The organism is Arthrobacter sp. ISL-5 (assembly GCF_018613835.1).
Classification (GTDB): Bacteria; Actinomycetota; Actinomycetes; order Actinomycetales; family Micrococcaceae; genus Arthrobacter.
The window spans coordinates 1-14611 of the sequence record NZ_JAGGPM010000007.1 but is presented as its reverse complement, the minus strand read 5'-3'; the positions used below and the strand labels follow the sequence as shown (position 1 = coordinate 14611).

Sequence of the window (14611 nt, the reverse complement as noted above, 5' to 3'; positions counted from 1 at the left end):
CGGCAACCATTGACCTGTTGACCCTGGCTTCTCGAGGGAAGGTTTAGGCAGTCCCGGCGGGGTCAGCGAGAAGCTGGGCAAATGCCAGCTCGGCGGCGCCAACCAGTAGCAGTTCGGACCCGAGGACCGCCCTTTTGATCTTGACGTCCGCTCCGAGTCCCCCAATCGTCTCTTCGGCCACGGCCGAGATAAGGCGCTTGGGGTCCAGGGAGAAGATAGATCCCAGAAACCCGCCGAGCACGATCATTTGGGGGTTGAAAATGTTGACAAAATTCGTCAGCGCCACCGCAAGGAGGTCGATCTGCCGTTCAACTTCCTCTTGTAGCTCCCGGGACGGACGCTCGGCAATGGCCCGTTCAAGCTCGTCCTGGTCCGCCCGGGCACGGCCGAGCGGGGCGAGGAGCCGTTCGAGGCGGACTTCGGCATCCAAACACCCGGATCTTCCGCAATGGCACTTTTCCCCGTTGGTTCGCACCAGGGTGTGTCCAAGTTCGCCGGCAAATCCTGCAGAACCCCGCAAAGGCCTGCCTCCGGAAATGACGCCACCGCCGATGCCGCTGGCGCTTCCGTTCAGATACACCACGTCCGATACCCCCACGGCGGCCCCGTAAATACTTTCGGCGAGCGAACCCAGAGTGGCATCATTCCCGGCACGCACCGGACGGGCCAGGGCTTGCTCAAGGGAGGCCGCTAGTGGCTCGTCGGCCCACTGGAGGTGCGGTGCCAGGAGTATCTGTCCGTCGGACGATCTGACGAGTCCAGGAACGGCAAGCCCAACGCCTGTAATCCGGTCCATGGCGTCCAGGTCGGCCTGCATTCCTTCTACAATCGCCCGGCTAATGTTCACTGTGTCCGTCACGGAAGGCTGTGTAGCGGCCTCATACCGGATCCTGCGATGAACGTGACCGCCGAGGCCGACCAGCCCGACGGTCACGGCATCTACATCTGGATTGATGGCCAGGGCCGCGACCTTTTCGTTGGGATGAACGAGGGGGCTTGGCCGTCCGACGCGCCCTATGGCGGGCGGTTCTGTTTCATAGGCAAGTCCCAGGTCGTCGAGCTCGGCGACCAGAGCGCTAATGGTTGAGCGGTTCAACCCCGTCTGCTTCGTCAGGTGGGCACGCGACAGCGGTCCTCCTCGGTGGAGCAGGCCCAAAATCAACGACAGGTTGTTGCGCCGGATCGTGTCCGTGCCCTGGAGCGGCTTCGCGCTGGTTCTTTGCGCACCGTCCAGCTTGGTCAGGTGTGAAGCCGTCACCCTATGCCTCTCGAAATTAGTTGTAGTCGCTGCTCATCTTCCTCCGGAGCGGCGCTTGTTGAAAATATCGAAAGCGACGGCCAGGAGAAGCACGAGACCTTTGATGGCCATTTGCCAGGCGGCATCGACGGAGAGAATCGATAGGCCCATATTGAGCACGCCCATAACGAGGCCTCCGATGACCGCCCCGATGATCGTGCCTATTCCGCCCTGGACCGCCGCACCTCCAATGAATACGGCTGCGATGGCATCCAACTCATAGTTCTGCCCGGCAGAGGCGACAGCGCCGCCCGCTCTGGCCGTGCTGACAACACCTGCCAGTCCCGAGAGTACTCCGATGTTGACGAAGATCAGGAAGTTGACCCATTTTGTCTTGACCCCTGACATCTCGGCGGCAAAAAGGTTACCGCCCATTGCGTAGATGTGGCGGCCGAACACTGTGCGGTTCAAGACGAACGTGTACACCAGGATGAGGGCTGCCAGAATGATCAGGATGATCGGCGTGCCGTTGTAGCCGGCGAGCAGCCACGCCAGTGCCATGATGCCGATGACGGCGCCCGCCGCCTTAATGCTGAATGACGTGACGGGCTCTCTGGGCAGGTCAAGGCGTTTGAGCGTCTTCCGGGTACGGATAAGCTGGAGCACGAGAGCCGCAGAGGCGACAATCCCGATCAGGAGCGTGAGACTGTCCTTCTTTGCGACCTCGCCAAAGACTGGAGGCAGCCAGCCGGCGCCGATGGCGGTAAACGGCGCGGGCAGTCCGGCGATGGTTCCCCCGGTCAGCAGGACAAGGGTTAGCCCACGGAAAAGCAGCATTCCCGCCAGGGTGACAATAAATGCCGGTATCTCCACGAAGGCTATCCAGAACCCCTGCCACGCGCCGATCACTGCCCCCAGAAGCAGACCGAGAATCACCGCAGCCCACCAGGGTAGCCCCCAGTTGTTCATGGCAATGGCGGTCACGGCCCCGACCATTGCCACCACTGAGCCAACTGATAGATCGATGTGTCCGGCGACGATAACGATCACCATTCCGATGGCCAGGATCAGAACGTAGGCATTTTGTTGAATGAGATTGTTCACGTTGCCCGGCATGAGGAGCCGGCCGTTGGTGAGGAACTGGAACAAGGCGACGATGATGACCAGCGCGGCCAGGAGTCCGTACTGGCGTAGGTTGATCGCGGCTTTTCGGGGGGCGGCCTTGGGCGTGGGCCTGAGGGTGGTGTCGGTACTCATGGTTAGTCCTTTCCAGCAGTCATGTAGTGCATCAACACTTCCTGGTCCGCTTCTTCGCGTGGAACTTCGCCGGTGATGCGGCCTTCAGAGATCGCGTATATCCGGTCCGAAAGTCCCAATAGTTCCGGGAGTTCCGAGGAGATGACGATGACAGCTTTTCCTTGTGCTGCGAGTTCGTTGATGATGCCGTAGATTTCGTATTTCGCACCGACGTCGATGCCACGGGTGGGCTCATCGAGAATGAGGATGTCGGGCCCGGAGAAGATCCATTTGCTTAGGACAACTTTTTGCTGGTTCCCGCCGGACAGTTTCCCGGTTATGGTGTCGACGCCGGGGGCTTTGATATTCATGCGTTCCCGGTATGACTCGGCGACCTTGTATTCCCGGTGGCGATCGATGACCCCCCACCGTGCCAACTTGGACAAGGCGGCAGCTGAGACGTTCACGGTGATGTTTCCGATCAGATTCAAGCCGTACCGCTTTCGATCCTCTGTGGCGTAGGCGAGGCCGTTGGCTATTGCCGCTTCCACGGTGCGGACGTCTATGGGCTTCCCGTGCTTGAAAACCGTTCCGGAAATGTTTCTTCCGTACAGCCGCCCAAAGATACTCATCGCCAGCTCCGTTCGGCCGGCCCCCATCAGCCCGGCGAAGCCGACGATTTCTCCTGCCCGGACGTAAAAGGATGCGTCGTCCACGACACGTCGCGTGTGATCGATGGGGTGGTAAACGGTCCAGTTTTCGACCCGGAATATCTCTTCGCCGATTTCGGCCTTCCTCGGAGGGAACATGCTGGTCAGTTCCCGGCCCACCATTGACCGGATGATGCGGCCTTCGGTGGCATCAGGGCCGTGCATGTCGATCGTCTCGATCGACTTTCCGTCCCGGATGACGGTGACCCGGTCAGCAATGCTGAGTATTTCTTTGAGCTTGTGGGAAATGATGATGCTGGTCACTCCCTGTTCACGCAGGTGTTCCAGGAGGTTGAGCAGATGTTCGGAGTCTTCGTCATTCAAGGCCGCGGTCGGTTCGTCGAGGATGAGCAGTTTCACTCTCTTGGACAGTGCTTTGGCGATCTCCACAAGCTGCTGTTTCCCGACCCCCAGTTGAAGCACCGGGGTGGCAGGGCTTTCCCTAAGCCCTACGCGGGCAAGGAGAGCGGACGCTTCCAGGTTCGTTCTGTTCCAGTCCACGATGCCGATTCGCGCGCGTTCATTGCCCAGGAAGATGTTCTCGGCGATTGACAGGTAGGGGCTGAGCGCCAGTTCCTGATGGATGATCACGATTCCCCTGGCCTCGCTGTCATTGATCGATTTGAAGCTGGCCTCTTCCGCTTCAAACTCGATGACGCCGCCGTAGGTTCCGTGTCCGTAGACGCCGGATAGAACCTTCATCAACGTCGACTTGCCCGCGCCGTTTTCTCCACAGATCGCATGGACTTCACCCCGGGCAACCTCGAGCGAAACCCCGTCCAGCGCCCTTACCCCACTGAAGTCTTTGGTGATGTCCAGCATCCTCAGGATGGGCACATTCACGGTTACTCCCCTTCGTTGTGGTCTCAATATTCCGGATGCCAGGGTGCCCTGACCGAGACACGGCCGGGGCACCCTGGAATGGTTTTTAGGTCAGAGACCCACGTCGGACGATTTGAGGAAGCCTGAATCAATAAGCTTCGACTTGACCGTGTCCTTGGTAACCACCTCGGGTACCAGCAGGTAGGAGGGAACGATTTTCTTACCGTTGTCGTAGGACTTCGTGTCGTTCACCTCGGGCTTCTGCCCGTCGGCGATTGACTTCACCATTTTGAAGACCTGCTCGCCCAGGGCGCGGGTGTCCTTCCATACGGTCATCGACTGCTCACCTGCAAGGGTGGCCTTCACATTGGCTTTATCAGCGTCCTGGCCGGTGATAATCGGGTAATCCGCACCCGGTTTGTAACCTGCCGATTTCAGGGATGCCTCAATTCCAATGGCAAGGCTGTCGTTCGGGGAGAGGACGACATCCACTTTCTTGCCTCCGCCATAGAAGGAAGACAGGCGGTTGTCCATTTCCGCCTGGGCCTTGTCACTGGCCCAGCCCTGAATACCGATGGACGCCCATTCGGCAGCGGATTTCGGCGCCTTGCCCGACGGAACCGTCAGCTGGCCCTTCTGGATGTAGGGAGAAAGTACATCCCAGGCACCGGCAAAGAAGAACTTCGCGTTGTTGTCATCGGGACTGCCGGCAAACGCTTCAAGGTTGAAAGGCCCCTTGCCGTCCTTGAGTTTCAGGGTGTCCTCAATGTACTGGCCCTGCAGCTGGCCCACTTTGTAGTTGTCAAAGGTCGCATAGTAGTCAACGTCCTCGGTGCCGTTGATCAGACGGTCGTAGGCGATGACAGTAGCATCCTGCTTTTTGGCCTCAGCGAGGACGGGGGCCAGGGCAGCGCCGTCGATGGCGGCGACGACCAATATCTTTGACCCGCCGGCCACCTGGTTCTGGATTTGGCTGATCTGCTGGTCGGTCTTGTTGTCGGCGTACTGGAGATCGACGGTGCAACCGGCGGCTGCGAGCTTCGACCGCAGGCCCTCACCGTCGTTGATCCAGCGCTCGAGACTCCGGGTGGGCATGGAGATTCCCACGTTGCATCCGGCTGCCTGGGGGGCTGAACTTCCGCCGCACGCGGCGAGCGAAAGACTCAGGGCCGCTACTGTACCGACGGCGGCCAACGATTTGGATAGTGACATGTTGTTGTTTCTTTCTTCTCTGAACAGGACAACAATTTGAATTTTGGGTCGCCGCACACACTTCGCCCCTTCATAAGCGGAGGAAGCTGGTCAGCCGATACGCAGGTTTCATGCGAAACCTTTTTTGAAATGTTGCTGACCACAACTTAGCCGCAATTTTCACGTGATGCAAGTCTCATTTTCGTGAGGGGGGGCGTCGTCTTGCATTGGTGCTGCTCGTCCTTGAGCTGCGTACCAGAAGTATCTTGACAACAATCTGAGCCTGGGAATAGGTTGTCCACGACAACTAACCCATTTCTGGAGGACACATGACATCGACGCCTACGCCTCAGGACCAATTCACTTTCGGACTTTGGACAGTCGGGTGGACCGGGGCAGATCCTTTTGGCCAAGCCACTCGAACCGCTCTGGACCCCGTGGAAGCCGTTCACAAGCTCAGCGAACTTGGCGCCTACGGCATCACTTTCCACGACAACGACCTGATTCCCTTCGATGCCAGCGCAGCCGAGCGGGACCTGATCCTGAAGAACTTCACGGCAGCCCTCGCCGAGACCGGGCTGAAGGTCCCGATGGTCACCACTAACCTGTTCAGCCACCCGGTCTTCAAGGACGGCGGATTCACCTCCAACGACCGCTCCATCCGGCGTTTCGCGCTTAGCAAGGTCCTGAAGAACATCGACCTCGCCGCCGAGCTCGGTGCAGACACCTTCGTCATGTGGGGCGGCCGCGAAGGCAGCGAATACGACGGCTCCAAGGATCTCTCCGCTGCTCTGGACCGCATGAAGGAAGGCGTCGACACGGCGGCCGCCTACATCAAGGAGAAGGGCTACAGCCTGCGCATCGCTCTGGAGCCCAAGCCCAACGAACCCCGCGGCGACATCTTCCTGCCTACCGTGGGCCACGGCTTGGCTTTCATCGCCCAGCTTGAGCACGGCGACATCGTCGGCCTCAACCCGGAAACCGGCCACGAGCAGATGGCCGGCCTGAACTTCACCCATGGCATCGCCCAGGCATTGTGGGCGGGCAAGCTGTTCCACATCGACCTTAACGGCCAGCGCGGCATCAAATTCGATCAGGACCTTGTCTTCGGCCACGGCGACCTCACCAGCGCCTTCTTCACCGTAGATCTCCTGGAGAACGGCTTCCCCAACGGCGGCCCGAAGTATGACGGTCCCCGGCACTTCGACTACAAGCCCTCCCGCACAGACGGTTACGACGGCGTCTGGAACTCCGCCAAAGCGAACATGTCCATGTACCTGATGCTGAAGGAACGCGCCCTGGCGTTCCGTGCCGACCCCGAAGTCCAGGCCGCGCTGGCCGCCTCCGGTGTCTTCGAACTGGGCGAACCGACGCTCAGCGCCGGCGAGACCACCGCCGATCTGCTGGCGGACGGCACCGCGTTTGCGGAGTTTGACGCCGACAAGGCTGCAGAGCGCTCTTTCGCGTTCGTCCAGCTCAACCAGCTGGCGATCGAGCACCTGCTCGGCGCCCGCTAAGCCGAAACCCAACCGAGTCGTCGTTCCGCTGCCGCCGGGTCCCCGATCCGGCGGCAGCTTTTTCAGAAAGAATCCGTCCATGCCGTTGGTAGCAGGAATCGACAGTTCCACCCAGTCATGCAAAGTGGTGATCCGTGACGCATTCACCGGTGACCTGGTCCGACAGGGCCGCGCCGCTCACCCCGCGGGCACTGAGGTCCACCCCGAGCACTGGTGGACTGCCCTTCAGGAGGCGGTAGCTCTGGCAGGCGGTCTCGACGACGTCGCCGCCGTCTCTATCGGCGGCCAGCAGCACGGCATGGTTTGCTTGGATTCGTCCGGCTACGTGGTTCGCCCGGCTCTCTTGTGGAACGACACGCGTTCTTCTGAGGACGCGCTCCAACTCATCGCTGAGGCCGGAAACGGAGACCTCGACGCCGGCTCCGTATTCTGGGCGCAAGCCACGGGCACCGTACCGGTGGCCTCCCTGACGATCACCAAGCTGCGGTGGCTTGCACGCAATGAACCTGACAATGCCCGCCGGGTGGCAGCCATCTGCCTTCCCCACGACTGGCTCAGCTGGCGTCTGGCCGGCCACGGCCCTGGATCAGGTCCGTCATCGCTTCAGTTACTGACGACGGATCGCTCAGATGCTTCGGGCACCGGCTACTATTCCGCCGCGCGCGGAGCATATCTGACGGACCTCGTAGGCAAAGCGCTTGGCCACGTACCGGTGCTGCCCGCAGTGATCGGCCCGCTGGAATCAGCTGGCAAGACACCGTCCGGGACACTGATCGGACCCGGCGCCGGAGACAACGCCGCGGCTGCACTAGGAGTTCACGCTCGGCCCGGCGATGTAGTCGTGTCACTCGGGACATCCGGGACTGTTTTTGCTGTCTCGCCGACGCCGGCTGCCGATCCTTCCGGCCTAGTGGCCGGCTTCGCCGACGCCTCAGGAAACTTCCTGCCGCTGGCCTGCACACTGAACGCCACCCGGATCTTCGACGCGACCGCTCGGGTGCTCGGCGTCAGCCTAGAAGGGCTCACAGAATTGGCACTTAGCGCTCCGGCGGGGGCGGACGGCCTGACCTTGATCCCCTATTTCGAGGGTGAGCGCACGCCCAACCTTCCCCAGGCCAGGGGCTCCGTACACGGGCTCACTCTAGCCAATTACACGCCTGTCAACATGGCTAGGGCCGCAATCGAAGGGGTGGTCTGCTCCCTCGCCGACGGCCTCGCGGCGCTCGAGGCCCAGGGCGTCGTTGCCGCCCGGATCATCTTGGTGGGCGGCGGGGCGCAGTCCCGGGCAGTCCAGCAGGTCGCCGCGGCAGTCTTCGGGCTGCCGGTGGTGGTACCCGAACCCGGCGAATATGTCGCAGACGGCGCCGCGCGCCAGGCAGCGGGCATCCTCGGGGGAGCATGGCCCTACTGGACCCCCAGCATCAGTGAAGTCCCCGCCACAGTCAGCGCGCCGCAAGTCCTCACCCAGTATCGGAACTACGCAAAGGCGTATGTCAATCACTTACGGCAAGGAGACTCTCCTAACCAATAAATCGTAAGCTCGGCCACACCTTACCCACGGTCCGGTCCGTTGGAGCGGCCCGCGATAGATCCCGAAGGTGCCGGCACCTGCCCACAACGACCCCGACCATAGAACCGGTGGCCAGAAACGGAAAGAGGCCGAACTCACGGAGAAGACGAACTGGCCGCATACAAGCCGAAATCCTCCGACGCTGCCAGAGACATCGCACAACGAGCGTATCGACGCACGTCAGCGGCTCTGATTCGCAAAGAAGGCCTCGCATGCGGGCCGGCCGCGGTCCGCAACCTCACTGCGGACCCTCCTGCATCTCACACATGGATGGAACCAACAACGCCCCCGGACACAAGGTGGTCCCGAATCAGGCTGCGATTCAACGCCAAAGTGGGCTCAAATCAGTTTGACATTCTCACGCCGTTCTCCCGCACCACGTTGACCCCGGCGCGGTAGGCCGGCCCGAGGTAGCCGCGCAACCCCAGCCGGCTGCTGGTCTCGGCCATCCCCGCGAGCTCGTCGAATGTTTCCGCCCATTCGGAATGGACCTCGGAGGCGATCGGCATGTACGTGGTGATGCCGTGCAGGACCAGTTGGATCAGGGCATATTCGCGGATCTGCTGGCGTTCCCCGGCCGTGAAAACATTCGCGCGGCGGTTGCGGAAGTACTCCTCTGACCACTGGTAGCCCTTGCCGAGTTCCGGACCCGCCCAGCTGTCCAGGAGCAGGTGGAATTCCCGGCCCTCGCCTCGCGCTCCAACACCGCGCCCGTCCCGAAGAGCAAGGACACGGCGTATTTTGGAATACCAGAATCTAGATGGCCTTGCCCGGGTTGAATAGTCCCGCAGGGTCGAAGAGCTCCTTGATCCGGTGCTGCAGCTCGCGGATGGGCTCGGGCTGCTCCAGGCCGAGCCAGCGCAGCTTGTACTGCCCCACGCCGTGCTCGCCCGTAATGGTGCCGCCCATGCCCAGTGCCACCGCGATTGACGCGTCGAGGGTCTTGTTCAGTCGCCGCATGGCGTCCGCGTCCACCTGGTCGTTCACGCGGTCCACCCAGAAGGTGGGGTGCAGGTTTCCGTCGCCCGCATGCGCCACCACCTTCAGCTTCACGTCGTGGACCTCCGCCAGTGATTCAAGGGCGGCCACATAGTCCACCAGCCGGGAGCGCGGGACGGCGACGTCCTCGCCCACCCGGTACTGGTCATCGACTTCGACTCCCCTGCTGTTGCGCCGCAGCTCCACCAGCTGCTCGGCTTCCGCGCTGGCTTCGGTGGTGACCACGGCACCACCCGCGGCAAGAACTTCGCGCACGACGTCGGCCTCCGCCGCCGCGCCGAAGCCGTCAGTCTGGATCAGGAGCAGCGAGGCGCCCCGGGAGGCCAGGTCCGAGCCGTGGATCTCGTCCAGCTGGGCGAGGGACCCGCCGTCGAGCAGTTCCATGATGGCGGGCTGTACGCGGGACTTGCCCACGGCGAGCACCCCGGCGGCGGCCTGCCGGAAGTCCGGGTAGAACGCGGCAATGGTGTGCACCTCGCGTGACAGGTACTTGAGCCGCACCGTCACGCCCACCACAATTCCCAGCGTCCCCTCGGAACCGACGAACAGCCCCGTGAGGTCGTAGCCAGCCACGCCCTTGAAGGTCTGGTGGCCGGTGTGGATCAGGCTGCCGTCAGCGAGCACCACGTCCAGCGCCAGCACCGAATCCCGGGTCACCCCGTACTTGGCGCACCGCAGCCCGCCGGCATTGGTGGCAACATTTCCGCCGATCGTTGACGTCCGGAAACTGGCCGGGTCCGGAGCGAACATGAGCCCGTGCCGCGCAGCGGCGTCGTTAAGGTCGGCGTTGACCACACCCGGTTCAACCACAGCGGTCTCATCGTCCGGATTCAGGTCCAGGATCCGGTTCATCCGTTCCAGGCTGAGAACAACCGATCCCTCGCTGGCGTGCGCGCCGCCCGAGACCCCCGTGCCGGCCCCGCGCGGCACAATCGGCACGTTGCGGGCTGCACACGTCCTGACAGTCGCCTGGACGTCAGCCACCGAGCCGGCAAACACGACGGCAAGCGGCAGCTGGTAGTCCAGCACCGGCGCCTGGTCCACCGCGTAGGCAGCCAGGGCAGACTCGTCGTGGACTACCTTGCCTGGCCCCAGGACTGAAGTGAGTTCGTCAGCAATGCTGCCCATTGGCTCTCCCGTTCCGATCACATGTGGATTCCAGTCTAGATGTCGGGGTGGCGTAGTTTTGCGGGCATCCCGGCGCCGGGGCGCCCTCCCGCCTCGCCTGCAAACGCTTCCAGTTTGGTGTGGCCATAAGTGGCATCCGGTAGGTGCCTTTACGGAAACTGTCATGGCGCTGTGGACTGGAAACGCTTTCATTTCGCCATTGCGCCCCTCTAAGCTGGCCAAATGTCTGTTGACTCATTGCTACACACTGCCAGCCCCCTTGCCGGCTCCCTGACACCGGTTCACGCAGCCGACCACGCCCACGGATGGTGGCGCTCTGCCGTCATCTACCAGGTGTACCCCCGGTCGTTCCGCGACCTGAACGGAGACGGCATCGGCGATCTGGCCGGCATCACGGCGGAGCTCCAGCAACTGGCGGAACTGGACATCGACGCGATGTGGCTCTCCCCCTTCTACCGTTCGCCACAGCGCGATGCCGGCTACGACGTCAGCGACTATTGCGACGTCGACCCCCTGTTCGGCAAGCTGGGCGACTTCGACGGACTGGTCGCGGAGGCCAACCGGCTGGGCGTGAGGGTGATCGTGGACCTTGTCCCCAACCACTGCTCCGACCAACACCGCGATTTCCAGGCCGCCCTCGCCGCAGGAGCGGGCAGCCCGGAACGGGACATGTTCATCTTCCGCGACGGCGCCGGCCCCACGGGCGAGGAGCCGCCCAACAACTGGCAATCACACTTCGGCGGCTCGGCCTGGACCCGCATCACCGAACCCGACGGCGAGCCGGGTCAGTGGTACCTGCACCTGTTCGATTCCTCGCAGCCGGACTTCAACTGGGACAACCGTGCCGTCCATGACGAGTTTGAGCGCGTCCTGCGCTTCTGGCTTGACCGGGGAGTCTCCGGGTTCCGGGTGGATGTGGCGCACGCCCTGGTCAAAGCGCCGGGCCTGCCGGCATGGGACGGGCGCGCGGACGGCAGCAGCTCAGACGGCTTTCCCGGCCATGAAGCCCCGATGTTCGGCCAGCCTGCGCTGCACGACATCTACCGGGTTTGGCGGCGGATTCTTGAGGAGTACGGGCCCGATCGCATCCTCTGCGCGGAAGCCAACGTTGACCCGCTTCCCCGGCTGGCCGACTGGGTCCGGCCGGACGAAATGCACCAGGCGTTCAACTTCCCGTACCTGCATGCCGGACTGGACCTCCAACGGCTACGCACCACTGTCACGGAGTCTCTGACGTCGCTGGATGCCGTCGGCGCCCCCAGCACCTGGGTGCTCTCCAACCACGACGTCGTCCGGCACGCCACCCGCTTTGGCTACGACTGGTCGGGGCCGCGCGAAGGGGACGGGATCGGGCCGGAGGACCCCCAGCCGGATCACGCGCTGGGCAGGTCCCGGGCCGCGGCCGCGTCCTTGTTCACGCTGGGCCTGCCGGGCGGCGCCTACCTCTATCAGGGCGAGGAACTCGGCCTCCCTGACGGCATCGACATCCCTGGCCACCAGCGGCAGGACCCGACGTTTAAACGGACGGGCGGCGCCCGGCTGGGCCGCGACGGTTGCCGCGTACCGCTGCCGTGGCGTGCCTCGGAGCGGCACAACGGCTTCGGCGACGGCGAGCACCCCTGGCTTCCGCAGCCGGAGAGCTTTACGGAGCTGGCCCGGGATGCCCAGGCCGCGGATCCGTCGTCGCACCTGAATCTCTACCGGCGCATGCTGGCGGCCCGCCGCGAGCTCGGCCTCGGGCGTGGTTCCCTGTCGTGGGCCGAGGAATGGTGCACGGGCTCTTCGCTGGCGTTCCTCAACGGCGACGTCCTGGTGGTCATGAATATGGGCAACGAGTCCATCGAACTTCCAGCCGGCGAAGTGCTGCTCCGCAGCTCCTCCGCGGACCATGAATTGGCCGACGGCTGGCATGGAATAAGCTCTGGAGAGACCGTTTGGTTGCGGATTTCAGCAGAGGACTCGGAAAGCTAGGTACATGGCCGGCATCAAGGACGTCGCGGAACGTGCCGGGCTCTCCGTGGCCACCGTTTCGCGTGCCTTGAGCGGCAGGGGCCACGTGTCGCCTAAGAGCCGTGCGCGTGCCCAGGCGGCAGCTGCGGACCTCGGCTTCGTGCCGTCGTACCAGGCGTCAAGCCTCGCCTCCGGCCGGAACTACAACATCGGCCTCGTGGTGCCCTCCGTCCACCGCTGGTACTTTGCCTCGGTGGTGGAGGGGGTCTCGGCGGCGCTGCTGGATGCCGGCTACGACCTGACCCTGTACAACATCACCGAGCGCTCCGCGCGCCGGCAGAGTGTCCTCAACGACTTTCTCCTGCGCAAGCGCGTTGACGCTGTCATTGCGGTTGCACTCGCCCTCACAGAATCCGAGATTGCGCAGATGCTGGCGATCCACCGCCCCATCGTGGGAATCGGCGGGCCGTTGCCGGGGGCCTCCACCATCCGTATCGACGATCATGGCCTCGCCGAGGCAGCAGTGAATCATCTGATACGGCTGGGCCACACTCGGATCGCGCACCTGACCGGGGACTCCACGTACGAGCAGGACTTCAAGATCCCCCGCACCCGCCTTGCCGGCTATGAAAAGGCAATGCTGGCCGCCGGGCTCAGTGTGCGGCCGGAGTGGACCGTTACGGCGGACTTCACGGTCCAGGGTGCCTACGCTGCAGCCCGCTCGCTACTGGGTGGGGTTACAGAGCGGCCGACGGCCGTCTTCGCCGCCTCCGATGAGATGGCAATCGGCACCATCCTCGCCGCCCGCGATTTCGGGCTCCGGGTTCCGGATGACCTGTCGGTCATCGGAATGGACGGGCACGAACTGGGCGCGCTGTTCGGCCTGACCACCATCGACCAGGATCCGCGTGGCCAGGGCGCGCTGGCGGTTCGCCTGCTGCTGGACGGGCTCGACGGCGGATCGGACCAGGAGGTGCTCGACACCGAGTATCCGACGAAGTTCGTCATCCGGTCGAGTACGGCTGTGCCGCCGGCCTAGGCTTCCGCGCCGCCCATGAACCGCACGAACCGTTCCAGGACGTCGGGCCACGCCTTCTCGTAGCTGGCACGCGTGCCCGCCGGGTCCTCGGCGCCTTCCCAGCCATCATGCACCACACGGACCTCGGTGCCGTCATCGACCGCCCGGAACGCAATCCTCAGTTCCGTCGACCACAGTGCCGTGGTGCCGGGGTACCAGGAGGCGTGGAAGGACAGCGGAGGCTGCCAGTCATCGATCGTTCCCCAAGTGGTGCTCCTGCCGTCGTCGGCAGTCTCAAGGATCAGGTTCTCCTCAAACTCCACGTAGGAACCCGGGCCGTACACGCTGTTGGTCTCCATCGGCCACCACAAGTGCGTGTGATCGGTGAAGCCCATGAAGGCACGCGACACCAGTCCGGGTACTACCACGGTGCAGATCACCGGGTCCAGGCTTTCGGCCGGGATGGGCTCATTGGAGCCGGGGCCGGCGGCGTGGCTGAAGAGGTTTTCCATGGGCACCAACTCTACCGGTACACGTAAGGCTCATGGTGTCGAACATACCCCCAGCTACCAGGCGTAGCCGCAGCCGGTATTCGGCGCCTGGATCTTCGCCGCCTGAATCTCGAGAAGCCCGATCAGCGGCGGCCCGTTGGTTGAGCCCGGTCGAAACCCCCTCTCACCTCCCGCACTCCCTACGGCGACGCTCTCTCACTTCCTGCCCAGTAATCGCGGACGCTCTCTCACTTCCTGCCGGATCGTCGCGGACGCTCTCTCACTTCCTGCGGGCTAATCACGGACGCTCTCTCACTCCCTGCGGGATGATCGCGGTCGCTCTCTCGGTTTGGCCGGTGACGACGGCGGCGCGTTGGCGTGGGTGCCCGGCCGGCGTTAGGGGTGATGAGAGAGCGTGCGGTCCTACGCGGCGGGTAGTGAGAGAGCGTCCCCCGGAAAGGTGCAGGATGTGAGAGAGCGTCACGTAAAAAGTTGCGGGTGGTGAGAGAGCGTCCGGTCCTGCGCCACGGGTAGTGAGAGAGCGTCCGGTCCTGCGCCACGGGTAGTGAGAGAGCGTCCGGTCCTGCGCCACGGGTAGTGAGAGAGCGTCCAGCGTCTGGCCTGGTTGTGGGTGTCGGAAACAGCCGAGTGCGTTTGATCGAGGTGTCGTTAAAAGGATCAGGCCCCGACATACGTTGTCGGGGCCTGAGCCATAAATAGTGTCCGGCGGTGACCTACTCTC

At 63.2% G+C, this 14611-nt stretch carries 11 protein-coding genes; 4 read left to right on the top strand and 7 right to left on the bottom strand.

What is annotated here, in order from left to right:
• Positions 1 to 43 precede the first annotated feature (43 nt).
• The 4 genes from J7I89_RS04030 to chvE form a co-directional block, all read right to left on the bottom strand.
• On the bottom strand, positions 44 to 1258 hold the full coding sequence (locus J7I89_RS04030) for an ROK family transcriptional regulator (RefSeq protein ID WP_214967515.1): 1215 nt from the start codon (positions 1256 to 1258) through the stop codon (positions 44 to 46).
• 33 nt (positions 1259 to 1291) lie between these two features.
• Complete coding sequence (mmsB, locus tag J7I89_RS04025) at positions 1292 to 2494, bottom strand: multiple monosaccharide ABC transporter permease (protein ID WP_214967513.1); 1203 nt, start codon at positions 2492 to 2494, stop codon at positions 1292 to 1294.
• A gap of 2 nt (positions 2495 to 2496) precedes the next feature.
• On the bottom strand, positions 2497 to 4005 hold the full coding sequence (gene mmsA, locus J7I89_RS04020; protein ID WP_251044918.1) for a multiple monosaccharide ABC transporter ATP-binding protein: 1509 nt from the start codon (positions 4003 to 4005) through the stop codon (positions 2497 to 2499).
• Positions 4006 to 4116: 111 nt separating this feature from the next.
• Complete coding sequence (chvE, locus tag J7I89_RS04015) at positions 4117 to 5217, bottom strand: multiple monosaccharide ABC transporter substrate-binding protein (RefSeq protein ID WP_214967709.1); 1101 nt, start codon at positions 5215 to 5217, stop codon at positions 4117 to 4119.
• 308 nt (positions 5218 to 5525) lie between these two features.
• Between chvE and xylA the strand changes: the two genes are divergently transcribed.
• Both xylA and xylB read left to right on the top strand, forming a co-directional pair.
• Positions 5526 to 6713 (top strand): xylose isomerase, encoded by a 1188-nt coding sequence (gene xylA, locus J7I89_RS04010; protein ID WP_214967508.1) that lies wholly within the window; start codon positions 5526 to 5528, stop codon positions 6711 to 6713.
• Positions 6714 to 6792: 79 nt separating this feature from the next.
• Positions 6793 to 8244, top strand: a complete 1452-nt coding sequence (gene xylB, locus J7I89_RS04005) for a xylulokinase (protein ID WP_214967507.1) — start codon at positions 6793 to 6795, stop codon at positions 8242 to 8244.
• 383 nt (positions 8245 to 8627) lie between these two features.
• On the opposite strand, the gene J7I89_RS04000 is transcribed toward xylB, so the two are convergent.
• Positions 8628 to 8792 (bottom strand): hypothetical protein, encoded by a 165-nt coding sequence (locus J7I89_RS04000; RefSeq protein WP_214967505.1) that lies wholly within the window; start codon positions 8790 to 8792, stop codon positions 8628 to 8630.
• A 247-nt stretch (positions 8793 to 9039) separates the two neighbouring features.
• On the bottom strand, positions 9040 to 10410 hold the full coding sequence (locus tag J7I89_RS03995; protein WP_214967503.1) for an FAD-binding oxidoreductase: 1371 nt from the start codon (positions 10408 to 10410) through the stop codon (positions 9040 to 9042).
• 222 nt (positions 10411 to 10632) lie between these two features.
• Between J7I89_RS03995 and J7I89_RS03990 the strand changes: the two genes are divergently transcribed.
• Both J7I89_RS03990 and J7I89_RS03985 read left to right on the top strand, forming a co-directional pair.
• Positions 10633 to 12381 carry a glycoside hydrolase family 13 protein gene (locus J7I89_RS03990; RefSeq protein WP_214967501.1) on the top strand — a complete coding sequence of 583 codons (1749 nt, stop codon included), beginning with the start codon at positions 10633 to 10635 and terminating at the stop codon, positions 12379 to 12381.
• Positions 12382 to 12385: 4 nt separating this feature from the next.
• Positions 12386 to 13399: a LacI family DNA-binding transcriptional regulator gene (locus tag J7I89_RS03985; RefSeq protein ID WP_214967499.1), complete on the top strand. Its 1014-nt coding sequence runs from the start codon at positions 12386 to 12388 to the stop codon at positions 13397 to 13399.
• Here the strand turns inward: J7I89_RS03985 and J7I89_RS03980 are convergent.
• Positions 13396 to 13890, bottom strand: coding sequence for a hypothetical protein (locus J7I89_RS03980; protein ID WP_214967496.1), 495 nt, complete (start codon positions 13888 to 13890; stop codon positions 13396 to 13398). The genes J7I89_RS03985 and J7I89_RS03980 overlap by 4 nt on opposite strands.
• Positions 13891 to 14611: the final 721 nt, after the last annotated feature.